A 25,765-nucleotide genomic window follows, 5' to 3' on the forward strand; every position below is an offset into this window, starting at 1 on the left:
GCGCAGGCTTTTTCTAAAACCCTTTAAACGTTTTTCTGTGATTCAGCCGGTACAAGGCAAACAATATGGACAGAAACAGCAGGGGAGATGTAATGTAAATCGGCAGCATGTGCATCATGGCCAGCAGATTTAAAAAGAAGAAAAACACAATCATTCCGATGATCAATACGGTGCGGAGCATTGATTTCCCTCCTTGTTTTTCATTGATATATTCTATGAAAACAAGCAGTCAGTTATGTTTTGTGACAAAAATATGAACATTAATCTTATGGCTTGTCAAAACTCGACAAGATTTGATATGATAAGGATGTGAAATTGATCACAAACAAACATTACCCCTTTGTTTGACCGTGAAAAATTTCTCCCATCCCCTTTGTTGTCGTTAAGACATATGAAACCGCGCTTATCCCGGCGCGGTTTCTTTATTTGCACAAAAAAAGCCGGCTCCGTAAGGAATCAGCTTTTTTTAATGATCACAACAGGTGACATCCTCCTGGGTGCCGGCCAGAGACTTCCAAAACAGACCGTGCTTTGCTTCCACTCTGGCGACCTTTTTGGCGAATGCCAGTTTTTTCATTTCTTTTTCAACTTCTTCTAGACTCAAATCATAAACGAGTGCGATTTCTTTCGATGCGACAAACCGAAAATATTCAATGAAACATTCCAAAGGCGGCGTTTCAGAAGGCTTCGGTTCATCCCCGAGCATTTCGAATAAGATCTCTTCGTATACGTCATAAGAATAGTTGCCGGGAACCTTCAGCCCTTCATCATCATGCAGGCTGTTAAAGAACGTCAATGTCGGGTTGACGGTGACGTCCATTTCCGCCGCGATTTTCATATCGCACTGAAGCGCTTTTACCGCGCTTTGCGAATGGAGGTCGCGCTTGAATTCTTCAACATCCAATTTCGTCTTTTCGGCAATTTCTAAAAGAACGTCTTCATCTGTAATATTCTGCTTGGAGACAAACAGGCTTTCCTGCATGCTGCGGAGAAACAGAATGCCCGCTTTTCTTCCCTGCAGTTCAGCCGCTTTTAAAGCGAGTGCGGCAAGGTAGGGCGATGAAAGAGGCTGATCCTGCTCGAGCCAAAGGCTTCCGTCACAGGGCATCCCGGAACGGTTCGCAATTTTTTCCCAAGCTTCGGCAAGAAGGTGTTTTTTCCGTTTTTGCTTATTCAGCGATGTAATGCTCGCGGAAACAATGATCCGCAGCGTAAAAAAACGTCCGTATTTGATTTTTAATTTTTTTATGGCGGGCTCCAGCGACCAGCATTCAGGACATAAAGGGTCGACAAACATGTAAATTTCGAGCGGTTTTTTTGGATGTCCGTGGCAATGGGCGAAGTATTGCTCATGCTGATAATTCGTCAATATGATCGATCCTCCGCTTCTGACTGGTTTACCATATGCCTGGCCGTCAGTTCCAGACGCCCGTACAGAAATTCACGAATATCGCCCTCCAGCCCGACCTGATCCATCGCTTTGCTCATACAGCTTAGCCACGCATCAGCCCTCTCGTCCGTAATCGGAAAGGGGAGATGCCTTGCCCTGAGCATGGGATGTCCGTGCTCTTCAGTATAAAGAGGAGGTCCGCCCAAATACTGGGTTAAAAATTGCTTTTGTTTTCTGGCCGTTTCAGTCAAATCACTTGGAAATATCGGCTTCAGCAAGGGATGAGACGAGACACGCTCATAAAAAGTATCAACAAGTTGCGATAGAAGTTCCTCTCCAATCGCTTCATATGGTGCGTTAAACGATTGTCCCATGTTGACTACTCCTTTATATGGCTAATAGGAATCATAATTCCCATTGCGAATTTATCTTTCAGTTTTACTATCTTCAGTTACTGTATATTTTAGCAATAACATTTTATTTCTACAAACAAAGTGCCTTTCTGTCAGGCGCTTGTATTTCATATCATATCACATCGCCTTCATTCATGTGTAAGATTTCACTCCGCAAAAAAACCAGAGGGCGAAGGAAGCCTCTCTGGTTTACGCGTAATACTGTTTGGTTATGTTTTTGACATATTGCTGTGTTTCCTTAAACGGCGGAATGCCTCCGTACCGATCTACGTTGCCGGGGCCTGCGTTGTAGGCGGCTAACGCCAGAGATACATTTCCGTCGTATTTCGTGAGCATCTGCTTTAGGTACTTTGTGCCGCCCTCAGCGTTCTGGACGGGATCAAGCGGGTTTGACACCCCGAGTGATTCTGCCGTGGAAGGCATGAGCTGCATCAGTCCCATTGCCCCCGCACCGCTGACCGCTTTCGGATTAAAGCCGGATTCCTGTTTAATAACCGCGCGGATCAGCTTTTCGTCCACTCCGTATTTTTCGGCCGCTTTCTGAATGGCGCTGTCTATTGAAAAGTTTCCGGTGCTGATATCAGAAGCCGCATCCGGAGACTTTATGCCCGGGGAAGCGGTCTGTGAAGCAGCCGCGGAGCCGGATGAAACGGGAATTCTCGGTGAATATGAAGCGTGAGCGGTCCGCACACCGTTTAAAATTCCCAATTCCGGCTGCTGCCGGACGGCTGTGTCCGTATACTGGCTGAGCAGCGCGCTGAAATTTGCAAGCGGGCTTTCTGAAGATTGTCCGCCTGAAGCCGTGCTTGTATGAGAGATTGATTGCAGCGCCATTGATTGCAGCTGGAGAAGGGCCGCCCAATTCGTGATATTCACTGTGTCATTCCACCTTTTTTTGTTTCTGTTCATAAAAACGCTGTATTTTATTTTTCGTGATCCGCTCTGGGATGCCGAATTGCTTGAGCAATTGTTCAAACGCCCGTTTTCCTTCATCCCAGTCAGCAGCTTCGAATTCCAATTCAAAGTCTTCTTTCTCTAAATATCGGCTGTGATCTAAAATGATTAAGCCTTTTTCTGATTCTTTTTCCGCGCGTGCGGTCGACAGCGTCCCGAAATAGCAAATGTGTTCTGAGTTGATTCCGAGACCTTCCAGCTGACGTTTGACGGGGCCATCCGGAATCTTGAAGACGTCAAGATCAGGTGCCGCAAGCTCTTGGTGGGTTTCCAGCAGACCGACCGCGGCAGGCTCTTTTAACGTCAGAACGAACGCGCCGTCTTTTTCTCGGATGCGGAGTGCTGATTTTTTTTGTTTCAGGGAAAAATCTTTCGTGTCGAAATAATGATTGACCTGCTGTTTAAAATCATGTTCTTTCATGCAGAGTGCTTCACTCAGCTTCAGAAATTCTGATTTTGTCAGCAGGTTTTTGAATTCAATTTCTATTTCTTGGGTCATGACAGTCTTCCTTTCAGGACGAAAAATTGTATAATTCCCATTATCTCTTTAGAGGTTACGTTTATCAATATCGACCTTGATATGATAAAATAAATGCTGTACTTTGTTAAAAAAGGAGAACATTATGCAAAAGAGAATTGAAATCCAAAATGCATCATTAACAGAAGACGCGCTCCGCTTGAAGTGCGGAGAGGACTTAAGCGGAGCGGAACGCAAAGCCTCAGGTCAAATGCTTGTTGATTCCGATCACTTTGCTTTTGTATACATACTTGAATCAGCTGACTCTTTTGAATATGTCATTATAAAAGAACATATCTGGCCGGATCTGAAAGAAGCCTTAGACCAAAGAAAACCGGCGGTCCTTGAGGCCGGCGGAAAAACGGTTGAACTTTCAGGGCTGCATGAAGAACTCGATTATCTTCTTGAAAATATTAAAGATAATGCAAACTACGGAGATATGGAAGAAAAAGTGAAAAGCGTATTTCTTTAGAACAGGTTCGGAATTGGGGGATGTACGATGGATGACAAACAATGGGAGCAATTTCTAGCGCCATACCGCCAGGCTGTTGAAGAATTAAAGGTGAAGCTGAAAGGCGTCAGAACCCTTTATGAGTATGAAGATGACCACTCACCGATTGAGTTTGTGACAGGCCGCGTGAAGCCGGTGGCGAGCATACTTGAAAAAGCGAGACGAAAAAGCATACCGCTTCATCAGATTGAAACGATGCAGGATATCGCGGGGCTGCGTATTATGTGCCAATTCGTCGATGACATCCAGATCGTCAAAAATATGCTGTTTGCCAGAAAAGATTTTACCGTTGTCGATAAGCGGGATTATATAGCAGAGCATAAGGAAAGCGGATATCGGTCTTACCACCTTGTCGTTTTATATCCTTTACAAACAACGTCCGGAGAAAAGCACGTTCTTGTGGAAATACAGATTCGGACGCTTGCCATGAACTTTTGGGCAACCATTGAGCATTCACTGAATTACAAATACAGCGGGAACATTCCCGAAAAAGTAAAGCTGAGGCTGCAGCGGGCCTCAGAAGCCGCATCCCGGCTCGATGAAGAAATGTCAGAAATCCGCGGAGAAATCCAGGAAGCCCAAGCCGCGTTCTCGCGAAAGAAAAAAGCGGGAGACCACCAGTAGGAAAGGAGGGGAATGGCATGAAATTTGCCGTTTCTTCAAAAGGAGACGAGGTTTCAGATACACTGAAAAGCAAAATACAGGCGTATTTACTCGATTTTGATATGACCTTGGATGAAAAAGAGCCGGAAATCGTTATTTCCGTCGGCGGTGACGGAACGCTTCTTTACGCATTTCACAGGTACAGCGACCGTCTCGATAAAACGGCGTTTGTCGGAGTTCACACGGGGCATTTGGGTTTTTATGCCGATTGGGTTCCGCAGGAGATAGAAAAGCTCGTTCTGGCCATCGCCAAAACGCCGTATCATACCGTGGAGTATCCCCTTCTTGAGGTGATTGTCACTTATCATGATGAAGAGCGTGAGGAGCGGTATCTGGCTTTGAACGAATGTACGATCAAAAGCATAGAAGGCAGTCTCGTCGCTGACGTGGAAATTAAAGGCCAGCTGTTTGAAACGTTCAGGGGGGACGGTTTATGTCTGTCTACGCCTTCCGGAAGCACGGCTTATAATAAGGCGTTAGGCGGCGCAATCATCCACCCTTCCATCAGGGCGATTCAGCTTGCGGAAATGGCATCCATCAACAACAGAGTGTTCAGGACTGTCGGTTCGCCGCTTTTGCTTCCCGATCATCATAACTGTGTCATCAAACCGAGAAACGACGTCGACTTTCAAGTCACAATTGATCATTTAACCTTGCTGCATAAGGATGTCAAGTCCATTCTATGCCGTGTGGCAAATGAAAAAGTCAGATTTGCAAGATTCCGCCCTTTTCCGTTTTGGAAAAGGGTGCAGGACTCCTTTATCGGAAAAGGCGAATAGAAAGAGGAAACGGATTGGACAACTTTTTTATCCAAAAGAACATGACTGCCCGGGAAGCCGGCATGACGATAAAAGAATATACGGCGCAGCTCGGCATTTCAAAGCGGCTACTCGCTGACATTAAATTCGGCGGGGGAGACCTGCTTGTGAACGGAGAGCATGTAACCGTCCGCACCGTGTTAGCGGACGGAGACGTGCTTAAGATTGAATTTCCGAAGGAGCATGTGAGTGAAACGCTTTTGCCTGAGCCGGTTCCGCTTGATATTCTTTATGAAGATGACCATGTGCTTGTGGTCAATAAACAGCCGTATGTCTCCTCAATTCCATCAAGAGAACATCCGTCGGGAAGCATCGCTAACGGAGTGATCAGCCACTACCGAAAAAGCGGCGTGCCATCAACGGTTCATCTTGTCACCCGCCTTGACAGGGATACATCGGGGGCGATGCTGATCGCCAAACATCGGCTTTCCCATTCTCTTTTGTCAGCAGCGCAGAAGAAGGGGCTTGTCAGCAGGCGGTATCTCGCTGTCGTACACGGCATCATGCCGCAGAAGGAAGGAACGGTGGACGCGCCCATCGGAAGAAAACACGACAGTATTATTGAGCGGATGGTAACGCCGGAGGGACAACGAGCGGTGACGCATTTTCAAACGGAAAAAGCGGGACATGCGTTTACGCTTGCAGCCCTGCGGCTGGAAACGGGGCGGACGCATCAAATCCGGGTGCACATGAGCTACCTCGGCCATCCGTTAGTCGGTGATACACTGTACGGCGGAAAAAATGAGGGAATTGCGCGGCAGGCTCTTCACAGTGAGCGGCTTTCATTCGTACACCCCATGACCGGAGAAACGCTCGTTTTTCACGCCCCGGTGCCTGACGATATGAAAACATTAATTGAACACATGTAAAGCCCGAACCGTGTGCCGGTTTCGGGCTTTTTTCATGCCTGCCTGCCGTGATCCTCGCGAAATCGTGAAGCATCATACGGCATTGAGCTTTCCACAGAGACGGTTTCGTGCTCGGGAAAACGAAAGCCTGTCAGTTGATTGCCGAAGACGCAGCCTGTGTCAATGTTGATTGTACGGTTGACGATCCGGGGGCGTTTTACCGGGGTATGGCCGTAAACAATCCATGCCTTGCCTTCGTAAGCGGCGGCCCAGTCTCTTCTGACGGGTCTGCCGTCGGGATACGTTTCACCCGTGATATCGCCGTACAGAACAAATTCTTTTACCTTACGCGAGTATTTACCGATATCGTCAGCTTTTATGCCGGCGTGGGCGACAACGAGATCGCCATTATGTAAAATGTCATAAAGCGGCGCTGACTCATATAATCGGATGAATTGTCTGGAGACTTCCGTTCTGTCGGCGGGAGACAGCTCTTTCAGTTCGGCTGCCGTCGTTTCCAGTCCGTGCATCACTTTTACGGGGTTTCCTTTTAAGTAACGATACAGTTTGTTGCAATGATTTCCCGGGACATAACGGACGGCTCCTTTTTCATATGCTTTTGCCACAAAACGCATCACTTCTACGGATTTTGGGCCTCTGTCCGTTAAATCCCCCGCAAAGACAAGCGTCCTGCCTTCAGAATGAACGGGCGTTCCGTCTTTCACTTCATATCCGAGCTTTTGCATTAACGCGATCATTTCGTCATAACATCCGTGTATATCGCTGATGATGTCATAAGCCATTCGTGTCAGCCTCCTTATTAACGGTTTTTTATTTATTATGGGGCTAATTCCTATACCTAATTACGCTGTTTTGGTACAAATTAAAAAAGAATTAAAGAAATAAAGCCTTATCACTTTTTTTTCGCGTTCAGCCTTGTTAGAATATGCGTTATGTTTTTAAAAAAAAGTAAGGTTTCGCCCGCTTTAAGCGGGCTTTTATAGCCCTTGTTTTAAGGAGGTATTTACGAATGGAACACACATCAGTCGCATCTTTAGTCGTCGTTCTGATCGTCGCTTTTTTGACGCCGCTCCTTTTACATCGGTTTAAGCTCAGCATCCCCGTCGTCGTCGCGGAGATCATCATGGGGCTTATTATCGGAAAAAGCGGCCTGAATCTTGTCGTTCAGGGAGACACGTGGCTGGAGACGCTGTCGGTTCTCGGCTTTATCTTTTTAATGTTTTTAAGCGGATTGGAAATTGATTTTTCTTCATTTGAGAAAGGGAAGAAAAAACAATTCCTTCCGAATGGCAAGGAAGCGCCCAACACGTTTTCTGCCGCACTGATTATCTTTTTCGGCATCTTTATTTTATCATTGCTGCTGTCCTATGCCTTTGTATTAGCCGGTTTTATACAAAACGCATTTTTAATGACGCTTATTATTTCGACGATATCACTCGGCGTGGTGGTCCCGACTTTAAAGGAAGAACGGATCATGAACTCCAATATCGGCCAGATCATCCTGCTTGTCGCCGTTATCGCGGACTTGGCTACGATGATTCTGCTCGCTTTTTTCTCTTCTCTTTACGGAGAAGACAGCGGAAATATGTGGCTTCTGTTGATTCTTTTTGCCGCGGGGGTCGTGCTGTATTTCTTCGGCAGGATCTTTAAACACCGTTCATTTGTGCAGTCGATGTCTAAAGGCACCGTGCAGATCGGCACGCGGGCCATTTTCACACTGATTATCGTGCTTGTCGCTTTATCGGAATCTCTCGGGGCGGAAAATATTCTCGGCGCGTTTTTGGCAGGCGTTCTGGTATCGCTTCTGTCTCCGAATAAAGAAATGGTGGAACAGCTGGATTCATTCGGCTACGGGTTTTTAATTCCGATCTTTTTCGTCATGGTCGGGGTGAAATTGGACATTTGGACACTTTTCCAAGATCCGAAAACAGTAACGATGATTCCGCTGCTTCTGCTTGCGCTGTTTATCAGCAAAATGTTCCCGGTGTTTTATTTAAAGAAATGGTATGACAAAAGAACCGTGTTTGCTTCGGGCTTTTTGCTGACGTCCACGCTGTCGCTTGTTATCGCGGCGGCTACGATCGGAGAAAGGCTCCACATTATCAGCGCCAATATGTCCGGCGCGCTGACTTTAGTTGCGGTTATTGCCAGCATCATCACGCCGATCGGCTTTAAGAAATTATACAAACGGCAAAGCGCGCCGCAGGAAAAAAAGCGCATTACATTTATCGGCGCCAACCAAATGACACTTCCGGTTACGCTGGAATTGCCTGAGGAGGAATATGAAGTACGGGTCGTCCATGTGTATCAGGAAAATGCCGGGGAAACGCTTGCGGAATCGGTTTTTTCGGTTGACACGATTTCTGATTACGAGCCCGGTACGCTTGAGTCGCACGGTATTTTCAAAACGGATATTCTTGTCGTGGCGACGGGAAATGAAGATGTGAACGCCGAAATCGCCTTAATAGCGAAAGAGAAAGGGACTGAGCGTATCATCGCAAGCGTCGGCTCGGTTGAGCATGAAACAAAACTGAAAGAAGAGGGCATCAGTATTTTTTCTATCCTTCTGTCTACAAAGACGCTCTTGCGCGCATTAATTGAGGCGCCGGGCGTGATGAGCCTCCTGACGAATGAGGAGTCTTCGTTATATCAGATCAATCTGGAAAACCCGGCGTATAACGGCATCATTCTGCGGGAATTTCCGCTGATGGGCGATGTGATTTTCGTCCGGATTTTCAGAGGTGTGGACAGCATCGTTCCGCACGGAGACACGCGGCTGAAAACAGGAGACCGTCTCATCGTTACGGGCTCGCGCAACTACGTGTCGGAACTGAGAAAAATCCTTGAAGCTTGACCAAATTGCAATTCGTGATAATATAGAAGGCATAACAATTAAATCATTAATCGTATGACCACTAGGGGTGTCCTTCATAAGGGCTGAGATAAAAGTGAGACTTTTAGACCCTCATAACTTGAACAGGTTCAGACCTGCGTAGGGAAGTGGAGCGGTATTTTTTTGGGGTTCCTTTTATCCATTTAAATTCCAAACCACTTTTCCGATGCGGGAAAGTGGTTTTTTTATTTTATCAGGGGGGAAGACATGATGACATTTTCTGAAGAATGCAGACAGGCGGCTGCCGAATGGTGGGACGGAAGTTTTGTTCATCCGTTTGTAACGGGAATCGGTGACGGAAGCCTGCCGATAGACCGTTTCAGCTATTACGTGCTGCAAGATTCCTACTATTTGACGCATTTTGCAAAAGTTCAGGCGTTCGGCGCCGCATATGCCGAAGACTTGTTTACGACGGGCAGGATGGCGGGCCACGCTCAAGGGACATATGAAGCGGAAATGGCGCTGCACCGCGAGTTTACGGAGCTTTTAGGGATTACGGAAGAAGAGCGTGCGGCATTTAAACCGGCACCGACCGCCTATTCTTATACGTCTCATATGTACAGATCGGTGATGAGCGGCAATTTTGGAGAAATATTAGCTGCGCTTCTGCCCTGTTATTGGCTTTATTATGAAGTCGGCGAACACTTAAAAGAGTGCAAACCGGAGCATCCGATTTATGAAAAATGGATCGGTACATACGGCGGAGACTGGTTCAGACAGCAAGTCGAAGAACAGATCAGCCGTTTTGACGAGATTGCTGAAAACAGCACAGAGGACATCCGCGCGAAAATGAAAGAGAATTTTGTGATTTCAAGCTATTATGAATATCAATTTTGGGGAATGGCCTATCAAAAAGAAGGCTGGTCCGAGAAGGGCGGAAAAGAGGTGGAATCCTTTGGAGCTGCACGCGGTAACTGATAATCGCAAACCCGTTGCCGAGCTTGCCGAGGATATTCTTTCGATTCAGCGCGAAGTAAGCTTTATCCATATCCGTGAGCGGGATAAAACAGCGGGAGAGATCATGCAGCTTTTGTCCCTTTTGAAAAAGGGCGGTGCGGATAAGGACAAATTGATTATCAATGACAGGGCGGATATCGCGCTTTTTGCCAACATACACCGTGTTCAGCTTCCGTCCCGCAGCTTTTCCGTAAAGCAGGTGCGAAGCAGATTTCCCCATCTTCATATCGGACGTTCGGTTCATTCGCTGAAAGAAGCCATCCAAGCTGAAAAGGAAGATGCGGATTATGTGGTGTTCGGCCATGTATTTGAAACCGAATGTAAACAAGGACTTGAAGCAAGAGGCATCAGCCTGCTTTCAGAGATCAAACGCACGCTTTCCATCCCCGTCATCGCAATCGGCGGAATGACAATGCAGACGATCGGACACACAAAGCAGGCGAAACCGGACGGAATTGCAGTCATGTCAGGTATTTTCTCAGCTGAAAATCCTGAGGAGGCGGCAAAACGGTATGCACGCGCGGTAAGGGAGGCCGATTATGAAGAAGCACTATGATACAGCGGTGATCGGCGGCGGAATTATCGGGTGCGCCATTTCTTATGAGCTGGCGAAGACGCAGCAGAACGTTGTCTTGTTTGAAGCCGGAGAAGTCGGCCGAAAAACGACAAGCGCTGCCGCGGGAATGCTGGGCGCTCATGCGGAATGTGAAAACCGGGATGCGTTTTTTGATTTTGCCATGCACAGTCAAAGGCTGTATGAAGCGGCGGGGCAAGAGCTTGAGGAAGCTTGCGGCATTGACATCAGGCGCCATAACGGCGGAATGCTTAAACTGGCGTATACCGAAGAAGATATCGCCCGTCTACGGAAGATGGATGATCTGCCTTCCGTCACCTGGCTTTCAGCGGAAGATGCCCTTGAAAAAGAGCCTTACGCTTCAAAAGACATTCTCGGCGCAAGTTTTATAAAAGACGATGTCCATGTCGAACCGTACTATGTCTGCAAAGCGTATGCAAAAGGAGCGCGGCGCTATGGCGCTGACATATATGAGCATACACAAGTCACCTCCGTAAAACGGGTGAACGGAGAATATTGCATCACAACATCCGGCGGGGATGTCTATGCTGACAAAGTCGCAGTTGCAAGCGGTATATGGAGCGGCCGGTTTTTCAGCCAGCTCGGCTTGGGACAGCCTTTTTTTCCTGTGAAGGGAGAATGCCTTTCCGTGTGGAATGACGATACCCCGCTGACCAAAACCCTTTACCATGATCATTGTTATGTCGTCCCGAGAAAAAGCGGCCGGCTTGTCATCGGCGCCACGATGAAACAGGGCGACTGGAGCGATACGCCTGACATCGGAGGAATTGAGGCCGTCATTGCAAAAGCGAAAACAATGCTTCCCGCCATCGAACATATGAAAATAGACCGGTTTTGGGCGGGTCTCAGGCCGGGAACAAGAGACGGAAAGCCGTTTATCGGGCGGCATCCTGAAGACAGCGGCATCATCTTCGCCGCCGGCCATTTTCGGAACGGCATCCTGTTGGCGCCGGCAACGGCTGAAATGGTGCGGGATATGATCCTGGAAAGACAGATTAAACAGGAATGGGAAGAAGCGTTTCGAATTGATCGCAAGGAGGCTGTTCATATATGATCCTTCAGCTGAACGGAAAACAAATTGATTGGAATCGAAATGAGGGGACGGTTCAGGATTTGCTTGAATCGTACCAGCTTGATCAAAGAATCGTAGTTGTGGAGAGAAATAAAGAAATCATTGAAAAAAAGAATTATGAAAATACAAGTTTGTGTGACCGCGATGTCATAGAAATTGTCCATTTTGTAGGAGGCGGATGAGGATGTTAACAATAGGCGGAAAACAGTTTCAGTCAAGATTGCTGTTAGGAACGGGAAAATATCCGAGTTTTGAGATTCAGAAAGAGGCGGTGGCTGTCTCGGAATCAGATATTTTAACCTTTGCGGTGCGGCGGATGAACATCTTTGAAGAGTCTCAGCCTAACTTTCTCGAACAGCTTGATTTGTCTAAATATACGCTTCTGCCGAATACGGCCGGCGCCGCAACGGCTGAAGAGGCGGTCCGAATCGCAAGGCTTGCCAAAGCTTCAGGGCTTTGTGACATGATAAAAGTAGAAGTCATCGGATGCAGCCGGTCACTTTTGCCTGATCCGGTTGAAACGCTGAAAGCATCAGAACAGCTGCTCGAAGAGGGATTTATCGTGCTTCCGTATACGTCAGACGATGTCGTGCTCGCAAGACGTCTTGAGGAGCTCGGAGTGCATGCCATTATGCCGGGCGCTTCTCCGATCGGTTCCGGTCAGGGAATTTTAAATCCGCTGAATCTTTCCTTTATCATTGAACAGGCGAAGGTGCCGGTCATTGTCGATGCCGGCGTCGGATCTTCAAAAGACGCCGCCTACGCGATGGAGCTCGGGGCTGACGGCGTGCTGTTAAATACCGCTGTGTCAGGCGCTGATGATCCGGTCAAGATGGCCAGGGCGATGAAGCTTGCCGTAGAAGCGGGCCGCCTTTCTTATGAAGCCGGGAGAATTCCGGTGAAAGATTACGGAACTGCAAGCAGTCCGCGAGACGGTCTTCCGGTATGACGGACAGATATTCCAGACAGGAGCTGTTTCAGCCGATCGGTCCCTCAGGCCAAGAGAAGCTCCGGTCGTCTCATGCCGTGATTATCGGCGCGGGTGCGCTTGGGACGGCAAGTGCGGAGATGCTTGTCAGAGCAGGGGTCGGGAAGGTAACGATCGCTGACAGAGATTATGTGGAGTGGAGTAATCTCCAGCGCCAGCAGCTTTATACCGAAGACGATGTCAGACAGGAAATGCCGAAAGCCGCGGCGGCTGAAAAACGGCTTCGATCCATAAATAGTGATGTAGAGGTCGAGGGATTTGTCATGGATGTCACTGCGGAAAACGCACCCGGATTGATTCGTGACGCCTCCCTCATCGTGGATGCCGCCGACAACTTTGAAACGAGGCTGATTGTGAATGATGCGGCTGTGCAGAAAGGGATTCCCTTTCTGTACGGCGCCTGTGTCGGCAGCTACGGGCTCTCTTTTACCGTCATTCCCGGTGTCACGCCGTGCCTTCATTGTCTGCTTGAGACATTGCCTTTAGGCGGTATGACATGCGATACGGCAGGAATCATCAGCCCGGCTGCATTGCAGACGGCCGTTTTTCAGGCAGCAGATGCGCTGAAGCTGTTAACGGGCGGATCTATCGAGCATGTTCTCCGTTCCTTTGATTTATGGAAAAATGAACGGTCAGAAATAAACGTCGCCTGTCTTAAGTCGGCTGATTGCCCAAGCTGCGGCACAAACGATTATCCGTTTTTATCCTATGAAAATCAGACAAAAGCGGCGGTTCTGTGCGGGCGGAACACGGTGCAGATCAGAACGGGGATCTCCGAACAGTTTGATCTGCAAAAACTTGCGGGACAGCTCAGACGGACAGGGCTTGATGTTTCAGCCAACCCGTATTTAATTTCGTTTTGCACAGACAAGTTCAAGATGGTTCTGTTTCGTGACGGCAGAGCATTAATACACGGCACAAGTGATATCAGCAGAGCGAAATCTTTTTATCATAAATGGATCGGATAATGCGAAAGGAGAGAAGAACATCATGAGCATATGCAAAGCATTGACGATTGCCGGATCAGATTCAGGAGGCGGCGCCGGTATACAGGCGGATCTCAAAACCTTTCAGGAGCTCGGCGTTTTCGGGATGTCAGCCATTACAGCGGTAACCGCCCAGAACACTTTGGGCGTTCACGGCATTTATCCGCTCACCCGGGAAGCGCTGGGCAGCCAGATTGACGCGGTGGCGGAAGATTTGCGGCCTGACGCTGTAAAAATGGGAATGCTGTGGAGCGCGGAAATGATTGCGGAAATTGCGAAAAAAACGGATCAGTACGGGCTTGATCATGTCATCACCGACCCCGTCATGATTGCCAAAGGAGGCGCTTCCCTGCTGCGTGAGGAATCTCAGGCCGCGTTAAAAGAGCTGTTAATTCCGCGCAGCTATGCGGTGACGCCGAATGTTCCGGAAGCTGAGGTATTGACGGGAATGGAAATCCGAACGTTTGAGGACCGGAAAAAAGCGGCCGAATGCCTTTGCAAGCTTGGTGCAAAGCATGTCATCATAAAAGGCGGACACCAGCCTGAACAGGGGAGGATCGTTGATTTATTATTTGACGGTTCGTCTTTTACCCAAATCAGCCACGCTTATATTGACACCAAACACACCCACGGAACAGGCTGCACGTTCGCAGCCGCGCTGACGGCGGAAACGGCAAAGGGGAAAAACATTCAGACCGCGTTTGAGACAGCCGTCAATTTTGTGCGGGAAGCCGTGGAACATACGCTCGGCATCGGAGCGGGACACGGCCCGACCAATCATTTTGCCTTTAAAAGGAACAGTCTGCAGACGAGATAAAAAAGAGACCGCTTCAACATCTGCGGTCTTTTTCCCATGCTTTCAATCTGGACAAGGTTATGATATGATAAAAATTAAGATCAGGTACTAAAACTATGTCTTTAAGACGATTACAGGAGGCTTTATACATATGAATTTCTCACTTGAAGGCCGCAACATCGTTGTGATGGGCGTTGCCAATAAACGCAGTATCGCATGGGGAATCGCCCGTTCGCTGCATGAAGCCGGAGCGCGCCTCATTTTCACTTACGCGGGAGAGCGCTTGGAAAAATCAGTTCATGACCTTGCGGCTACATTAGAAAGAAATGATTCCATCATCCTTCCGTGTGATGTGACAAATGACGCTGAGATTGAAACTTGCTTTGCGAGCATTAAAGAGCAGGTCGGCGTGATTCACGGCATCGCGCACTGCATCGCGTTCGCAAACAAAGAAGAGCTTGTCGGAGAATATTTAAATACGAACCGCGAAGGATTCCTGCTTGCGCATAACATCAGTTCTTACTCACTGACAGCGGTCGCAAAAGCGGCGCGTCCGATTATGACTGAAGGCGGAAGCATCGTTACACTCACTTACCTCGGCGGAGAGCGCGTCGTTTCAAACTATAACGTAATGGGTGTGGCAAAAGCGTCTCTTGATGCGAGCGTCAGATATTTAGCCGCTGACCTAGGAAAAGAAAACATCCGCGTCAACAGCATTTCAGCAGGACCGATCCGTACGCTGTCTGCAAAAGGAATCAGTGATTTCAACTCTATCCTGAAAGAAATTGAAGAGCGCGCGCCGCTGCGCCGCACGACAACACCTGAAGAAGTGGGCGACACGGCTGCATTCTTGTTCAGTGACCTGTCAAGAGGCATCACGGGCGAAAATCTTCACGTTGATTCAGGATTCCATATTACCGCACGTTAAATAACAAGCAGTCCCTTTCAGGGATTGCTTTTTTCTTTCTTCTGATTTTAATCATTCCGTCATATAAATAAAACATGACAGAATCGGAGGGATGAAGATGTCAAAACAAAACAGAAACGCGGAAAAAAAACCGCTCATGTATATTGTTCAGGCGGATTATTCAGACACGCAATCATCAATGCAGGACATATTAATCAAAAAAAGGAAAGCACCTCAGCCGCCGGAAGAAGAGCCGATGCATGGAAAGCGGGAGGAAGAATGTCAAACTCAGCCTGAAGGAGCAGTGGCTGTCGAACCAGAAAAACAAGTGCCTGAACAGCACAGCCGCGCAGAAGAAGCCGTTCAAGAAGTTCCGGCGCAAGCGGAGCAGGACACTGCCAAGCCTGACGCCGCTAAAAAAGAGCCTGATACCGCTGAAAAAGAGCCTGAAGCGGTTCACAATGCCGCCCCAGAGGAAAAGGTTCCGCCAAAGCGCGTGAAAAAGCCGATGAGCAGAATGTCCATTCTTGAAAAAATTGATTTCTTAACGAAGCTGCCGCATAATATGCCGCGGACCCTTTGTCTGATAGAAGCCAACGGGAAAACCTACAGAGGCGTAATCGTCGGCAGAAAAAATAATGCGATCTTCCTGCGGACGACAAGCAACGGAGCGCCGGCAGAACTCGCAATAGACGATATTACCTCGCTGCATCCGCTTGGATTTTAACCATACAAAAAGCTGCCTGAATTCTTTCATCCGGCAGCTTATTTTTATGCTTTTTGATTTAAGAATGTGTGCGGTTGATCAGTCTCGGGTTCAGGCAATTGATGGCGCAGAAGCTATGGAGATCGACTTCAACGCAATAGTTTGTTTTTTCTAAACGGAATACATCGCAGAGAGAGTCTTTATCTGTAAAATCAAGAATGTGCTTATGCTCGTCAAAAGCAATAAGCAGGCTTAATGTGGCACAGCCGTCACAGACCCTTTCAACTCTGAAAAAAACGGTGTTAAAACACGGTCCGTTATCCAGCTCGCCGACATTTCCGAATGCGGTAAACGGTGATGATTTAGAAGTGAAAAGCACAAACGGCACTGTATCGCCTAATGAAAAACCCGGCGATAAAAGGTTGGAATAGCATCCGGCCGGGCAATCTTCCTCGACCGCATTTTGCAGGTCTTCAATATTTTCTACCGCTTCACGCACACAGTATGTTGTATGCTTGCTCATAATATCCCTCCTGACTTCACGTTTTATATACCGGATTAAACGATATCGGAGAGTCAGCCGCCCGGAAGTCCGGGCGGGCTGATGATTGCATCTGTAATAGAAGGTTGGAAGGGGATTCTTCTTTAGGAAAGATGCGAATCAATGACTATCCGTGATGCTTTTTCTCTTTGTGCGGCTCAGGCCGGTCAACAAGCTCCGGTGAAAGGCATTGAATGGCGCTGAAGCAGCTCAGATCAACTTCAATGCAAAAATCTGTTTTTTCTAAACCGAAGAAATCCGGGTCACAAGGATGGCAGACGCTGAGGGTGTCGCCGTGCACATCTACGGGGCGCAATACTGAAAGCGTTGCGCAGCAATCACAAACTCTTTCTGCCCGGAAGAAAATAGACTCGAAGCACTGGCTGTCATCCGCAAAGCCTCCGACGTTCCCGAATGTGGAGAACAAACCGCCTTTTTTATCAAACAAGAGAAACGGGATGGTATCTTTACCGGTAACCGTCGGGCTTAACAGATTGGTATAGCATCCAGTCGGGCATTGTTCTTCAACAGCCTCTTGTTCTGCTAAAATCTTCTCGACTGCATCGCATACACAACTTTCATCTCGGCCATGGTGTTTTCCGCAGCTCATGGATTTCAGCTCCTTCTTTTAGGGTATTTGACTTTTGTCTTTAACAACATATGTACGCGAGCCTCACTTGGTGTGGGTGAACGTCTATATATTCATCATATGCGGAGAAAATAAGAAAAAGCAGAGCATTTTTAGCTCTGCTTTTTCTTTTTAGAGGACAAGGGTGATGACTAAGACGGCAATCAGTAAATTTGTCGCTGTTGAGATCAACACTGCGATATCGGCATCTACTGTTGTCACGTTTACGCCGCGGGAGTTTTCGATGAGCAGTTTTTGACGGTTGATTTGTTTGTTAGCTGTTAGCTGCAGTAAGTCTTGTGCGACCAATTCAGCGATGACTCCGTCAGCGATTGAAGTGAGAGTGGCCGTTACGACTGCTGCATTAATCGCTGTCATGACTGAAGCGACTGCTTGAACGTCTGTTGACGTTACGTTAATATCACAAGAGTCTCTGATAATAATCGCTTCTTCAGAAACTTGTTTGTTGATATTCGCTTGAGCAAGGTCTTGGTCAAGGAAGGCATTATCTTCGCCAAATCCATGTCCGTTACAGCAAACATTACATCTTCTGCCTTCTTTTTCTTCTTTTTCTTCTCGCGGATGTTCGCATTCAGGATCAAGTGCAACCCAAGAGTATGGTCTGCTTTCCATATCTATTCCTCCTTTTCTTTTACTATTATTAAATGAGCCGGCCCCTTACTTTGACTCAGGCATCTATCCTGATAAAAATCACTATTTTTTAGTTATTGACCGGGATTTTGGCGTCTTTGCCGGAGCTGTTCGATTAATTGTTCTCTGCGGGTTTGCGGATTGGTCTGCTGATCTTGCGCTTTTTCCTGCTCTTTTTTCTGTTTCTGGCTTTCAAGAAAAGCTTCTGTTTTTGCCTGCATGTCTTTGACTAATGCGATCAGCATTTCTTTTTCTTCATCAGGTATTTCCCGCATTTTATCTTTTGTCACGCCGTGTTTTTTGAAGACATTGCTGACAAGCACCTTTAAAAGCGGATCCACTTCTGGTAGATTTTCGAGTTCTTTTTTAAATTTTTCGTTATCTGCCATTTGTTCTCACCTCTATTTAAATATTTGAAAAGAAAGGTTAAAGGATGTCTAGTTCAGCAAAAAGTATATTTAATAATTGAAACAAAATTTGTACAAAGGCCATAATATCGTCTGCAGTCAGTGTGATTTTAATATTGCGGCTGTTCAGGACTTGAATGACGGTCCTCTTTTTTATTTGGCAATCATCCAGGATCAGCAGTTCGGTTGCTATTTGGTCGGCTGTGTCTTCATCTGCGATCGCGAGCTGTGTCGCGAGGATAATCGCCGTAGTAACTGAGGCTTGTATAGAAAGAGCGGCCGTTATATGTGTTGTATCTATTGTGACATTTTCGCAATCAATCACTTCGATCGTCTGCTCGAATTCGTTGGATAATTGTTCGTATATTTGCGGTTGCAGTGTTTCGACTTTTTCTTCAAACGACATAACCTTCACTCCTTTCTCATTCATACTTTATATAATGCAAATGAAACGCCGAGCGGAATAAGAAAAACAACTAAACCGCACCTATTTTTTTACCGGACAAGGTGCGATTCATGAAGATCAGGGTTTTCGCATATGTATAAAGAGGTCAAGTTTTGAAAAGGAGTGAACAGGTGGTTATCAATTGGCTTTCATTTATTCTGTTATCGTTTGCCGTTTTCCGGCTGGCCAGGCTTTTCGTATTTGACACCATTATGGCGCCGCTTCGGAGCCTTTTTCACGAGGAAAAAACAGAAACCGCACCCGACGGCACGACAGAAACCTACATTGTCATAAAAGGAAAAGGCATCAGGGCATTTATCGGTGAACTTCTCAGCTGCTACTGGTGTACGGGCGTGTGGTGTGCCGCCTTTTTAATTGCGGTCCAGATTGTGGTACCCGAGGCTGCGCAATGGCTGATTTTGCTGTTAGCCATAGCCGGCGCGGCCGGGATCATTGAAGCTGCGGTTTCTCGTCTTCTGCAGGAATAAGGCGGTTCCACCAGCAACTTACCGTCACTTTCGGCATAAACTGGCATATATGACATAAGGAAAGGAAGGATCACCATGAATCAATCAAGCAAACCTTCCCAACACTCTCCATACAAATCAACTGTGCATCAGCCTTACGAAAAAAAAATTAAGAAAAAAGGCTGCGGCTGCGGCCAAAAGAAAAAACCGAAATAGCCGTTTTCTAAAAAACCGGAGCTTCCGGTTTTTTTTGTTTTATGCCGAACGCCTGCCTCTGTCCGGCATAGATCATAGGAGGAGGGGATGTTATGAATATATTTGAATCATTCATAAACGGTAAATACCGCCGGCACAATCAAAATCAGCGGGAGCATGACAACTATATCTTATCTATTGAAAAACAGCTGTCTGAGTTTGATGAAGCGGGATCGCGCTTTGAGGAATGGATAGATGTGTTTGCCGCCGAAACAGAAGCGAAATTGAAGAAAAATGAGCATTCTCACTAAAATGAATGAAATCCGCACCGGCCCTATGCATTTATCCAAGCCAAACAAGTCGGCTCACATAGAGTATAGAGAGTAAAGGAGGTGCTTAGATATGGGATTCGGATATGGCGGATTCGGCGGCGGCTACGGCGGTTATGGCGGCTGCGGCGGATACGGAGGCGGCTATGTCGGAGGGGGATACGGCTCAACATTTGTTCTTGTTGTCGTATTGTTCATCCTTCTGATCATTGTCGGTGCATCCTTTTTTGGCTAAACCTTAGCAAGACCTTGGATAAGCGCGGGACCGTTCAGTCCCGTGCTTCCCTGATGTATGAAGGAGTATAGAGACGGGGCACTCGGAATTTTTTCCTTGTCTTACGGGCACATGTTCCGCTCTTTATTCATACAATATCGTATTACTCCACAAAAGGAGGCACACCATGGATAATCAATTTTTCAAAAATATTGAGAAGAAAACAGGCGTCAGCATGAAGGATGTCATGAACCTTGCAGGATCATTGCAAAATGCCAATTTCAAAGATGAAAACACGGTGAGAGGCGTCATTCAGAAGGTGTCCCAGCTGGCTAACAAGCGTGTTCCGAAAGAATTGGAAGACAAAATCGTTCAATCGATTACAAGCGGTAAAGAGAAACTTGATTTTGGCACCATTTCTAAAATGCTGAACAATAAATAGGCGTCAGCCGGCCTTGCTAAAAAGGCCTTTTTATGTGAGAAGAACCCGGCAGTGATCTGCCGGGTTCTTTATATCCTGAGTGCGCTCCGTCTGTCCGTCCGAAGAAGGGGCTCGAGAAATCTTGAACTGCGCGCTGTTTTTCCCCGCCTGTATGCGGGACAAGATACATATAAATGCTGCATGGCCCTTGTCATTGCGACATACAGAAGCCGTCTTTCTTCTTCGAGCGGAGCGGGATCGCCCTGTCTCGCCGTCTCAAGCGCGAAGTCATGGGGGATCGAGCCGTCAGCCGCGCCTAAAATATAGACCGTATTGAATTCAAGACCTTTAGAGCGGTGAATGGTCAGCAGTTCGACGCCGTTTTCATCGGTTTTCAGATTCTCAGCGGCGCGCATATGATCGACATGCGCAAGAAAATCGGGAATGGTTTTGAATTTTTTGGCGGCCACTTTGACATCCCTGAGATCATCAGAGCCTTTTTCCAGTTTGTTCCCCTCATTGCCCCGTTTTTTTAAATACTCGGAAAAACCCATTTTGCTTTCTGCAAAGGTGATGGCTTCAACCGGCTTCATTGTCCGGATGCTTGCGAAAAACGGAACGATCTGCTTGATCTTCCCTATTTGAAAAGGCTTCAGGTCAGGCAGTTTCGTCAGTGCCTTAACCATCGTGCAATCTTCCGTGATTGACAGCGCCTTTAACGTTTGCAGGGCGGATTGCTTTAAAAATAAGGCGGGCAGCAGGTCTTTCACCGCATCCGGATCATCTTCATTCTGACTCGCATATAAGTAGGCGAGGATCTGGCGTACGATTCTGCGGCTGTAGAACGTCTGCACACCCCTGTCGGCATGATAAGGAATCGATGATTGGTGCAGTCTTTCATAAATGGCCCGTCCGGCGCTGTTTGTCCGGTAAAGCACGGCAAAATCGTCAGGACTCTCCCCGTTTTGAATTTTCTCTTTCATATCCGAAACGATCATGGTCGCTTCTTCTTCTTCATCGTAAGGATAAAACAGCACGGGATTGTGAACGCCGTCTTTGACGGCAGAAAGTGTTTTTTCATACCGTTTTTTATTTTTCTTTACGACGGCATGAGCGCTTGAGACGATCGGATGCGGCGATCGGTAATTTGCCGTTAAATAAATGGTCTTTGCTGCCGGATAATCCTTTTGAAAATCTAAAATGAAAGACGGGCTGCTGCCGCGGAATGCATAAATGGATTGGTCGTCATCACCCACGCAGCACAGGTTATTCTCAGGGCTTGCGATCATTTGCATAATGTTGTACTGGACAGGATTGATATCTTGAAACTCATCAATCAAAATATGAGAAAATCTGTTTTGGTACTGTGCGAGAATATCAGGCCGGCTTTGAAACAGTTCATAACAGCCTTGGGCCATGTCATCAAAATCAAATTGCCGTTTTTCCCGCTTTTGCCGTTCGTAATGTTCGTAGAGCCTGTACACTTTTTTCTCCCAGTCGTCCGCAAGCGGAATGGTCTCATGGGGGAGATATGTGTTTTTCCAGCAGCCGATAAGCTGAAGCGCCTGGTCGACGGGAAACTCTTTTTCATCCAAATTTTCTTCATAGAGCGCCTTTTTCACATATTGCTCTTTTTGCCACTCCATTTTTAAAAGCTGGCTGCCGTTCCATTTTGAAGAATCATAATGATAGAGTATTTTATAGAAAAAGCTGTGGAATGTTCCGGTCACGAGACGGGAGACTTTTCCGGCTGCCAGCCCGTACTCATTCGCCATCCGCTCTTTCATTTCGGCGACGGCTTTTGTCGTAAAGGTTACAAGCAGCATATTCTCAGGTGAAATGCCGAGGTGTTCAATCATATGGGCGGCGCGGGCTGTCAGCACCCTTGTTTTTCCGCTTCCCGCTCCGGCGAGCACCAACAGGGGGCCGTCCGTTTCAGTAACTGCCGTCATCTGTTCGCGATTCAGGCCGATGCCGGGGAACAAAGATGTGTCAGCCGCCTCGGATGTTGGTGAAAACGGTTCGGCCGCAGGCACTTTTTTCGGGCTTTTCCATTCTGAGACGATCGGTTTCGGATTCTCTGAAATCGCTTTTCCTTTCGGCAGGCGGAACATGCCGGCTTCCTTATACTCTTCTTTTTCTTTCTCCGCTTGCGGTTCCTCGGCCGCGCATGCTTTTTCACAGGCGGTGAAGTCTCCCTTTTGCCGGTGATAAAATGCCGGCTGCTCTAAAATCGAAAGCCGCATCAAGACGGGCTGGTCACAATGTGCGCAAAAAATATTTCCTTTCTGAGCTTCTTCAAAAAGGAATTGGTAATGTTCTCTAGAATATGTATGTAAATGAATCGTTCGGTTATTCATTCGGGCGCATTTCAAAAAGGGGTCCTCCCATTAAAAGGTGTTCATCCATTTGATAGACAAAGAATATCATAACAAAAGAACCGCGTTTCAAAAAGTAAGATTAAGGGAAATGAAAAGCGAAGGGGAGGGGTACATATGATTTATGCAGGACGGATTCAAAACCAGCAGTATTCTCAATACGCAAACCGGGCAGCGGGTTATAAGCCTGATTACGCCGGCATTACGAAAGCGGCCGCCCTCGCCAATGACAGGTTGTACAGAGAGGTGGAGCGCCGCCAGGAAAACACCGCAGCCGCAGAAAAGAAAGTACTTGAGGAAAAACGTAAGCGCTCTCTTTCCCGTCTGCCGCAAATCATGGGAAAAGGCCGGTTGATAAATCAATACGTGTGAAAAAGCCCGGATATATCCGGGTTTTTTTGGGTCGTAAATATGAAAGATGCGGAAAGGAATGATTCAATTTGAGAAAGCTTTCATTATTAATTCCGGGGTTATTTCTATTCGGCCTCTTTACTGCCGGAATGAAACCGGCACACGCGGCGGAGGGCTCCGCAGCAAAAGATGTCACTCTCACACAGCTGGCGCCGCATGTCTGGATGCATACAAGCACCGGTACGGCAGACGGAAGTCCCGTCCCTGCGAACGGATTGCTTCTTGAGACTTCCAAAGGAATCGTACTGATTGATACTCCGTGGAATGACAGTCTCACAGAGCAATTAATGACACAAATAAAAAAGCGGTTTCCCGGCAAAAAGATGACCGATGCCGTTGTGACACACGCTCATGACGATCGTATCGGCGGGCTGAACACACTGTACAAATACGGTGTAAAGGTGCACAGCACGAAGCTGACCGCCGACTTCGCCCGACAGCAGGGATATGACCGGCCGCTCGGAGATTTGAAAAACGTGACAAAGCTGCAGTTTGGCGATATGAAAATTGAAACGTTTTATCCGGGAAAAGGGCATACGGAAGACAATATGACCGTCTGGCTGCCTGAGGATAAGCTTTTATTCGGCGGTTGCTTAATCAAGGCTTTAGAAACAAAGGAAATCGTGCCTACTCCGGGCTTTTATCCGGACCAGTGGCCGCGCGCCGTCCGCAAAGTCATGAAAAGATATCAGGACATCAGCATTGTCGTCCCGGGCCATGGCAGTCCGGGGGATGACCGTCTGCTGCCGCATACGATAAGCCTTCTGAAAGAAACGTAATAAAGAAGACCGGCGCTCCCATTACGGAGTGCCGGCTTTTTTTATTTCTTCCTGATTTTCATAAAACTGAGGAAAGCAAGTGCAAGCGCCAAAACGGTATATCCCGCTATCGGCCAAATATGCTGATGAAATGAAGAATAATCTCCGGATATGACTTCCTGGGCCAGCTCGATCGAGTGAATAAACGGTAAGGCATAAGCGATATGTTTGAATGTGTCACCGAGCAGGCTCACCTCCATCCAAGCCCCGCCCAGAAATTGCACGAGTGTAATATAAATCGTTCCGATACCTGAAATTTGTTTGTCCGTAAACACAGCCCCTAAACATAAACCGAAGAAAACGGACATCATCGCAATCGGCAGCAAGACAGCGATACCTGCGAGAAGATTCATCCACTCGGCGGATAAACCGGCAGCCGCTGCTGCGATAAAACAAATGACGATTTGTAAAATGGCTAACGGCAGCATCGGCATTGCGTAACCGATGACATAATCGGCTGTTTTTAAAGGGGAAGCAAACAAACGGGTCAAAAGGGCGGTCTGTTTGTCTTTTGCGATCAGCAATGCAGAGAACATCGTAAGGAAAGCAAAACCGAAAACAATGAGTCCGGGTGCTAAGTGCTGAATTTTAAAGGTATCAAGCGGCGCATTTTTTTCAATCGCCGTAAACAGAAACAATAGAATAACAGGCAGTGCGATTCCAAGGATAATAGACAGGGGGTCACGAAAAATTTCTTTGCGGTTGCGAATGGCGAAATCAAGCATAAAGACCCGCCTCCCCGTCACAAATCGCTAAAAAGGCATCTTCAAATGTGGCTGAATGAGTTTGCATTTTCAGAGCCTCCGCCGTGCCCAGTGCTTTTAAAGTCCCATTTTCTAAAATGCAAATACGATCTGCCAGGGCTTCAGCCTCTTCTAAATAGTGTGTCGTTAATATAATCGTCATGTCTCCCTTTAATACCTCAAGATTTTTCCACAACTCGCGGCGTGAACGGACGTCCAGTCCTAATGTCGGTTCATCTAAGAAATAAATATCCGGCTTGGTGATCATTCCCATTGCGATGCTGAGGCGGCGCTGCATTCCTCCTGATAATGTTTTTGTTTTTGCTCTTTCTTTCTCTTTTAATTGAAACAATTCGAGCATCTCATCCGTTCTTTTTTTTGCTTCTTTTTTCGGAATTCCGTAGACTCCGGCTATAAACTCTAAGTTTTCCCGTACGGTTAGATGAGGAGCGATGGCTGTTTCCTGCGGGGACATATTCAATTTCGGTTTTATTTTATCCAAATCAGTCAAAATACTGTGTCCAAGCACTGATGCATCACCGTCATCCGGAGAAAGAAGTCCGCAAAGCATACTGATTAATGTCGTTTTTCCGGCTCCGTTCTCACCGAGTAAAGCGAAAAATTCCCCTTTCTCAACTGAGAACTTAAGACGGTCAACGGCGGCGGTTTCTTTATAATGTTTCGTTAATTGCTTCAGCTCAATCGCATGCATTTACTCATCCTCGCTATCTTCATCGATTTGCTTAGCGTTTAAAATATCTTTTGCAAACTCGAAAAAGAGTTCTTGTTTAACAAGTGCGATACCTTGCTGGTCATCCCCAAGCATAAGCAGAGAATCCCCCGGATTTATATCGAAAACATCTCTTGCTTCTTTAGGAATGACAATCTGTCCTTTTGTGCCCACTTTAACAGTCCCGAATATATGCTTTCCTTTTGGTGCCGTCATGTTTATCCCTCCGAAATATGAATTGTATTTTTTGTATGAATTGTAATACTTCGTATACTAAACATACATTAACCTTCCATAAAATGCAATAAAATTCATGAAATAGTATTATTTTCATAAAAAAAGCACTCCTGCT

At 47.0% G+C, this 25,765-nt stretch carries 35 protein-coding genes and 1 riboswitch; of the genes, 20 read left to right on the forward strand and 15 right to left on the reverse strand.

Annotated elements, in window-relative coordinates:
- Window positions 1–13 precede the first annotated feature (13 nt).
- The 5 genes from NYE38_RS05800 to NYE38_RS05820 form a co-directional block, all read right to left on the reverse strand.
- Complete coding sequence (locus NYE38_RS05800; RefSeq protein WP_003155026.1) at window positions 14–181, reverse strand: hypothetical protein; 168 nt, start codon at window positions 179–181, stop codon at window positions 14–16.
- A gap of 285 nt (window positions 182–466) precedes the next feature.
- The gene (gene spxH / locus NYE38_RS05805) at window positions 467–1,369 is read right to left on the reverse strand and encodes a protease adaptor protein SpxH (protein ID WP_003155024.1); all 903 of its coding nucleotides are present in this window, start codon (window positions 1,367–1,369) and stop codon (window positions 467–469) included.
- Window positions 1,366–1,764: a thiol management oxidoreductase gene (locus NYE38_RS05810; protein WP_003155023.1), complete on the reverse strand. Its 399-nt coding sequence runs from the start codon at window positions 1,762–1,764 to the stop codon at window positions 1,366–1,368. The genes spxH and NYE38_RS05810 overlap by 4 nt, the downstream gene beginning before the upstream one ends.
- Window positions 1,765–1,992: 228 nt before the next feature.
- Entirely contained in the window at window positions 1,993–2,679 is a 687-nt protein-coding gene (locus NYE38_RS05815) for a lytic transglycosylase domain-containing protein (protein ID WP_159354009.1), read from the reverse strand.
- 4 nt (window positions 2,680–2,683) lie between these two features.
- Window positions 2,684–3,256 (reverse strand): CYTH domain-containing protein, encoded by a 573-nt coding sequence (locus tag NYE38_RS05820; protein WP_014417426.1) that lies wholly within the window; start codon window positions 3,254–3,256, stop codon window positions 2,684–2,686.
- A 124-nt stretch (window positions 3,257–3,380) separates the two neighbouring features.
- Between NYE38_RS05820 and NYE38_RS05825 the strand changes: the two genes are divergently transcribed.
- Genes NYE38_RS05825 through NYE38_RS05840 form a run of 4 tightly spaced genes read left to right on the forward strand, consistent with a single transcriptional unit; the run spans window position 3,381 to window position 6,135 of the window.
- Window positions 3,381–3,746: a hypothetical protein gene (locus NYE38_RS05825; RefSeq protein ID WP_003155020.1), complete on the forward strand. Its 366-nt coding sequence runs from the start codon at window positions 3,381–3,383 to the stop codon at window positions 3,744–3,746.
- A gap of 27 nt (window positions 3,747–3,773) precedes the next feature.
- On the forward strand, window positions 3,774–4,409 hold the full coding sequence (gene yjbM, locus NYE38_RS05830; RefSeq protein WP_007610625.1) for a GTP diphosphokinase: 636 nt from the start codon (window positions 3,774–3,776) through the stop codon (window positions 4,407–4,409).
- Window positions 4,410–4,426: 17 nt separating this feature from the next.
- Window positions 4,427–5,227, forward strand: a complete 801-nt coding sequence (locus NYE38_RS05835; protein ID WP_003155018.1) for an NAD kinase — start codon at window positions 4,427–4,429, stop codon at window positions 5,225–5,227.
- Between the two features lie 14 nt (window positions 5,228–5,241).
- A complete protein-coding gene (locus NYE38_RS05840; RefSeq protein WP_014417427.1) occupies window positions 5,242–6,135 on the forward strand; it encodes an RluA family pseudouridine synthase in 894 nt (297 codons plus the stop codon).
- A gap of 32 nt (window positions 6,136–6,167) precedes the next feature.
- Here NYE38_RS05840 and prpE read toward each other — a convergent pair whose 3' ends face one another.
- Window positions 6,168–6,917: a bis(5'-nucleosyl)-tetraphosphatase PrpE gene (gene prpE, locus NYE38_RS05845; protein ID WP_007409101.1), complete on the reverse strand. Its 750-nt coding sequence runs from the start codon at window positions 6,915–6,917 to the stop codon at window positions 6,168–6,170.
- 227 nt (window positions 6,918–7,144) lie between these two features.
- Here prpE and NYE38_RS05850 point away from each other — a divergent pair, with 227 nt between their 5' ends.
- The 10 genes from NYE38_RS05850 (at window position 7,145) to NYE38_RS05895 (ending at window position 16,056) form a co-directional block, all read left to right on the forward strand.
- The gene (locus NYE38_RS05850) at window positions 7,145–8,989 is read left to right on the forward strand and encodes a monovalent cation:proton antiporter family protein (protein ID WP_029973137.1); all 1,845 of its coding nucleotides are present in this window, start codon (window positions 7,145–7,147) and stop codon (window positions 8,987–8,989) included.
- A 53-nt stretch (window positions 8,990–9,042) separates the two neighbouring features.
- A riboswitch (TPP riboswitch) is annotated at window positions 9,043–9,151 on the forward strand.
- Between the two features lie 87 nt (window positions 9,152–9,238).
- Entirely contained in the window at window positions 9,239–9,946 is a 708-nt protein-coding gene (tenA, locus tag NYE38_RS05855; protein ID WP_015417218.1) for a thiaminase II, read from the forward strand.
- Window positions 9,924–10,541, forward strand: a complete 618-nt coding sequence (gene tenI / locus NYE38_RS05860; protein WP_014721002.1) for a thiazole tautomerase TenI — start codon at window positions 9,924–9,926, stop codon at window positions 10,539–10,541. The genes tenA and tenI overlap by 23 nt, the downstream gene beginning before the upstream one ends.
- The gene (thiO, locus tag NYE38_RS05865; RefSeq protein WP_115940898.1) at window positions 10,525–11,634 is read left to right on the forward strand and encodes a glycine oxidase ThiO; all 1,110 of its coding nucleotides are present in this window, start codon (window positions 10,525–10,527) and stop codon (window positions 11,632–11,634) included. The genes tenI and thiO overlap by 17 nt, the downstream gene beginning before the upstream one ends.
- Window positions 11,631–11,834, forward strand: a complete 204-nt coding sequence (gene thiS, locus NYE38_RS05870) for a sulfur carrier protein ThiS (protein ID WP_007409096.1) — start codon at window positions 11,631–11,633, stop codon at window positions 11,832–11,834. Before thiO ends, thiS begins: the two co-directional genes overlap by 4 nt.
- Window positions 11,831–12,601 (forward strand): thiazole synthase, encoded by a 771-nt coding sequence (gene thiG, locus NYE38_RS05875; RefSeq protein WP_007610655.1) that lies wholly within the window; start codon window positions 11,831–11,833, stop codon window positions 12,599–12,601. Before thiS ends, thiG begins: the two co-directional genes overlap by 4 nt.
- A complete protein-coding gene (thiF, locus tag NYE38_RS05880) occupies window positions 12,598–13,608 on the forward strand; it encodes a thiazole biosynthesis adenylyltransferase ThiF (RefSeq protein WP_095272975.1) in 1,011 nt (336 codons plus the stop codon). The genes thiG and thiF overlap by 4 nt, the downstream gene beginning before the upstream one ends.
- Window positions 13,609–13,630: 22 nt before the next feature.
- Complete coding sequence (gene thiD, locus NYE38_RS05885) at window positions 13,631–14,443, forward strand: bifunctional hydroxymethylpyrimidine kinase/phosphomethylpyrimidine kinase (RefSeq protein WP_285001912.1); 813 nt, start codon at window positions 13,631–13,633, stop codon at window positions 14,441–14,443.
- A 130-nt stretch (window positions 14,444–14,573) separates the two neighbouring features.
- Window positions 14,574–15,350 carry an enoyl-ACP reductase FabI gene (gene fabI, locus NYE38_RS05890; protein ID WP_003155001.1) on the forward strand — a complete coding sequence of 259 codons (777 nt, stop codon included), beginning with the start codon at window positions 14,574–14,576 and terminating at the stop codon, window positions 15,348–15,350.
- Between the two features lie 97 nt (window positions 15,351–15,447).
- Entirely contained in the window at window positions 15,448–16,056 is a 609-nt protein-coding gene (locus NYE38_RS05895) for a CotO family spore coat protein (RefSeq protein WP_276786778.1), read from the forward strand.
- 58 nt (window positions 16,057–16,114) lie between these two features.
- On the opposite strand, the gene cotZ is transcribed toward NYE38_RS05895, so the two are convergent.
- The 5 genes from cotZ to NYE38_RS05920 form a co-directional block, all read right to left on the reverse strand.
- Window positions 16,115–16,558: a spore coat protein CotZ gene (cotZ, locus tag NYE38_RS05900; protein ID WP_003154997.1), complete on the reverse strand. Its 444-nt coding sequence runs from the start codon at window positions 16,556–16,558 to the stop codon at window positions 16,115–16,117.
- 145 nt (window positions 16,559–16,703) lie between these two features.
- Complete coding sequence (locus NYE38_RS05905; protein WP_003154995.1) at window positions 16,704–17,186, reverse strand: CotY/CotZ family spore coat protein; 483 nt, start codon at window positions 17,184–17,186, stop codon at window positions 16,704–16,706.
- Window positions 17,187–17,336: 150 nt separating this feature from the next.
- Window positions 17,337–17,837: a spore coat protein gene (locus NYE38_RS05910; RefSeq protein WP_015239583.1), complete on the reverse strand. Its 501-nt coding sequence runs from the start codon at window positions 17,835–17,837 to the stop codon at window positions 17,337–17,339.
- Window positions 17,838–17,929: 92 nt separating this feature from the next.
- The gene (locus NYE38_RS05915) at window positions 17,930–18,244 is read right to left on the reverse strand and encodes a spore coat protein (RefSeq protein WP_160182568.1); all 315 of its coding nucleotides are present in this window, start codon (window positions 18,242–18,244) and stop codon (window positions 17,930–17,932) included.
- Window positions 18,245–18,281: 37 nt separating this feature from the next.
- On the reverse strand, window positions 18,282–18,668 hold the full coding sequence (locus NYE38_RS05920; protein WP_003154992.1) for a spore coat protein: 387 nt from the start codon (window positions 18,666–18,668) through the stop codon (window positions 18,282–18,284).
- Between the two features lie 170 nt (window positions 18,669–18,838).
- On the opposite strand from NYE38_RS05920, the gene NYE38_RS05925 reads away from it, so the two are divergent.
- The 4 genes from NYE38_RS05925 (at window position 18,839) to NYE38_RS05940 (ending at window position 20,354) form a co-directional block, all read left to right on the forward strand.
- A complete protein-coding gene (locus tag NYE38_RS05925; RefSeq protein WP_015239585.1) occupies window positions 18,839–19,195 on the forward strand; it encodes a DUF1360 domain-containing protein in 357 nt (118 codons plus the stop codon).
- 287 nt (window positions 19,196–19,482) lie between these two features.
- Window positions 19,483–19,680, forward strand: a complete 198-nt coding sequence (locus NYE38_RS05930) for a hypothetical protein (protein ID WP_070081639.1) — start codon at window positions 19,483–19,485, stop codon at window positions 19,678–19,680.
- Between the two features lie 91 nt (window positions 19,681–19,771).
- The gene (locus tag NYE38_RS05935) at window positions 19,772–19,933 is read left to right on the forward strand and encodes a YjcZ family sporulation protein (protein ID WP_007610678.1); all 162 of its coding nucleotides are present in this window, start codon (window positions 19,772–19,774) and stop codon (window positions 19,931–19,933) included.
- Between the two features lie 166 nt (window positions 19,934–20,099).
- Window positions 20,100–20,354 (forward strand): stage VI sporulation protein F, encoded by a 255-nt coding sequence (locus tag NYE38_RS05940; RefSeq protein WP_003154986.1) that lies wholly within the window; start codon window positions 20,100–20,102, stop codon window positions 20,352–20,354.
- Window positions 20,355–20,422: 68 nt separating this feature from the next.
- On the opposite strand, the gene NYE38_RS05945 is transcribed toward NYE38_RS05940, so the two are convergent.
- On the reverse strand, window positions 20,423–22,708 hold the full coding sequence (locus tag NYE38_RS05945) for an ATP-dependent helicase (RefSeq protein WP_063636843.1): 2,286 nt from the start codon (window positions 22,706–22,708) through the stop codon (window positions 20,423–20,425).
- 120 nt (window positions 22,709–22,828) lie between these two features.
- Between NYE38_RS05945 and NYE38_RS05950 the strand changes: the two genes are divergently transcribed.
- Window positions 22,829–23,083 carry a hypothetical protein gene (locus NYE38_RS05950; protein ID WP_063636842.1) on the forward strand — a complete coding sequence of 85 codons (255 nt, stop codon included), beginning with the start codon at window positions 22,829–22,831 and terminating at the stop codon, window positions 23,081–23,083.
- Window positions 23,084–23,151: 68 nt separating this feature from the next.
- Window positions 23,152–23,901, forward strand: a complete 750-nt coding sequence (gene bla, locus NYE38_RS05955; RefSeq protein ID WP_063636841.1) for a subclass B1 metallo-beta-lactamase — start codon at window positions 23,152–23,154, stop codon at window positions 23,899–23,901.
- A gap of 41 nt (window positions 23,902–23,942) precedes the next feature.
- Here the strand turns inward: bla and NYE38_RS05960 are convergent, their stop codons facing one another.
- The 3 genes from NYE38_RS05960 to NYE38_RS05970 are packed head-to-tail and all read right to left on the reverse strand — an operon-like array spanning window position 23,943 to window position 25,629.
- Window positions 23,943–24,665 carry an ABC transporter permease gene (locus NYE38_RS05960; protein WP_022553543.1) on the reverse strand — a complete coding sequence of 241 codons (723 nt, stop codon included), beginning with the start codon at window positions 24,663–24,665 and terminating at the stop codon, window positions 23,943–23,945.
- Window positions 24,658–25,395: an ABC transporter ATP-binding protein gene (locus NYE38_RS05965; RefSeq protein ID WP_340803038.1), complete on the reverse strand. Its 738-nt coding sequence runs from the start codon at window positions 25,393–25,395 to the stop codon at window positions 24,658–24,660. Before NYE38_RS05965 ends, NYE38_RS05960 begins: the two co-directional genes overlap by 8 nt.
- Window positions 25,396–25,629, reverse strand: coding sequence for an AbrB/MazE/SpoVT family DNA-binding domain-containing protein (locus tag NYE38_RS05970; protein ID WP_007409078.1), 234 nt, complete (start codon window positions 25,627–25,629; stop codon window positions 25,396–25,398).
- Window positions 25,630–25,765: the final 136 nt, after the last annotated feature.

It is taken from the genome of Bacillus sp. EU63, assembly GCF_038592915.1.
In the GTDB taxonomy this organism is placed as follows: Bacteria; Bacillota; Bacilli; order Bacillales; family Bacillaceae; genus Bacillus; species Bacillus velezensis.

Bases quoted from the DNA above. Each gene is read 5' to 3' on its own strand.
- NYE38_RS05800 (WP_003155026.1), bottom strand. From the start codon at position 181: ATGCTCCGCACCGTATTGATCATCGGAATGATTGTGTTTTTCTTCTTT.
- tenA (WP_015417218.1), top strand. From the start codon at position 9,239: ATGACATTTTCTGAAGAATGCAGACAGGCGGCTGCCGAATGGTGGGAC.
- cotZ (WP_003154997.1), bottom strand. From the start codon at position 16,558: ATGAGCAAGCATACAACATACTGTGTGCGTGAAGCGGTAGAAAATATT.
- NYE38_RS05915 (WP_160182568.1), bottom strand. From the start codon at position 18,244: ATGGCAGATAACGAAAAATTTAAAAAAGAACTCGAAAATCTACCAGAA.
- NYE38_RS05825 (WP_003155020.1), top strand. From the start codon at position 3,381: ATGCAAAAGAGAATTGAAATCCAAAATGCATCATTAACAGAAGACGCG.
- thiF (WP_095272975.1), top strand. From the start codon at position 12,598: ATGACGGACAGATATTCCAGACAGGAGCTGTTTCAGCCGATCGGTCCC.
- NYE38_RS05820 (WP_014417426.1), bottom strand. From the start codon at position 3,256: ATGACCCAAGAAATAGAAATTGAATTCAAAAACCTGCTGACAAAATCA.
- NYE38_RS05910 (WP_015239583.1), bottom strand. From the start codon at position 17,837: ATGGAAAGCAGACCATACTCTTGGGTTGCACTTGATCCTGAATGCGAA.
- prpE (WP_007409101.1), bottom strand. From the start codon at position 6,917: ATGGCTTATGACATCATCAGCGATATACACGGATGTTATGACGAAATG.
- NYE38_RS05930 (WP_070081639.1), top strand. From the start codon at position 19,483: ATGAATATATTTGAATCATTCATAAACGGTAAATACCGCCGGCACAAT.
- NYE38_RS05905 (WP_003154995.1), bottom strand. From the start codon at position 17,186: ATGAGCTGCGGAAAACACCATGGCCGAGATGAAAGTTGTGTATGCGAT.
- yjbM (WP_007610625.1), top strand. From the start codon at position 3,774: ATGGATGACAAACAATGGGAGCAATTTCTAGCGCCATACCGCCAGGCT.
- thiG (WP_007610655.1), top strand. From the start codon at position 11,831: ATGAGGATGTTAACAATAGGCGGAAAACAGTTTCAGTCAAGATTGCTG.
- fabI (WP_003155001.1), top strand. From the start codon at position 14,574: ATGAATTTCTCACTTGAAGGCCGCAACATCGTTGTGATGGGCGTTGCC.
- NYE38_RS05835 (WP_003155018.1), top strand. From the start codon at position 4,427: ATGAAATTTGCCGTTTCTTCAAAAGGAGACGAGGTTTCAGATACACTG.
- thiO (WP_115940898.1), top strand. From the start codon at position 10,525: ATGAAGAAGCACTATGATACAGCGGTGATCGGCGGCGGAATTATCGGG.
- NYE38_RS05920 (WP_003154992.1), bottom strand. From the start codon at position 18,668: ATGTCGTTTGAAGAAAAAGTCGAAACACTGCAACCGCAAATATACGAA.
- NYE38_RS05935 (WP_007610678.1), top strand. From the start codon at position 19,772: ATGGGATTCGGATATGGCGGATTCGGCGGCGGCTACGGCGGTTATGGC.
- NYE38_RS05810 (WP_003155023.1), bottom strand. From the start codon at position 1,764: ATGGGACAATCGTTTAACGCACCATATGAAGCGATTGGAGAGGAACTT.
- NYE38_RS05850 (WP_029973137.1), top strand. From the start codon at position 7,145: ATGGAACACACATCAGTCGCATCTTTAGTCGTCGTTCTGATCGTCGCT.
- NYE38_RS05970 (WP_007409078.1), bottom strand. From the start codon at position 25,629: ATGACGGCACCAAAAGGAAAGCATATATTCGGGACTGTTAAAGTGGGC.
- NYE38_RS05950 (WP_063636842.1), top strand. From the start codon at position 22,829: ATGATTTATGCAGGACGGATTCAAAACCAGCAGTATTCTCAATACGCA.
- NYE38_RS05895 (WP_276786778.1), top strand. From the start codon at position 15,448: ATGTCAAAACAAAACAGAAACGCGGAAAAAAAACCGCTCATGTATATT.
- NYE38_RS05940 (WP_003154986.1), top strand. From the start codon at position 20,100: ATGGATAATCAATTTTTCAAAAATATTGAGAAGAAAACAGGCGTCAGC.
- thiD (WP_285001912.1), top strand. From the start codon at position 13,631: ATGAGCATATGCAAAGCATTGACGATTGCCGGATCAGATTCAGGAGGC.
- thiS (WP_007409096.1), top strand. From the start codon at position 11,631: ATGATCCTTCAGCTGAACGGAAAACAAATTGATTGGAATCGAAATGAG.
- NYE38_RS05965 (WP_340803038.1), bottom strand. From the start codon at position 25,395: ATGCATGCGATTGAGCTGAAGCAATTAACGAAACATTATAAAGAAACC.
- NYE38_RS05960 (WP_022553543.1), bottom strand. From the start codon at position 24,665: ATGCTTGATTTCGCCATTCGCAACCGCAAAGAAATTTTTCGTGACCCC.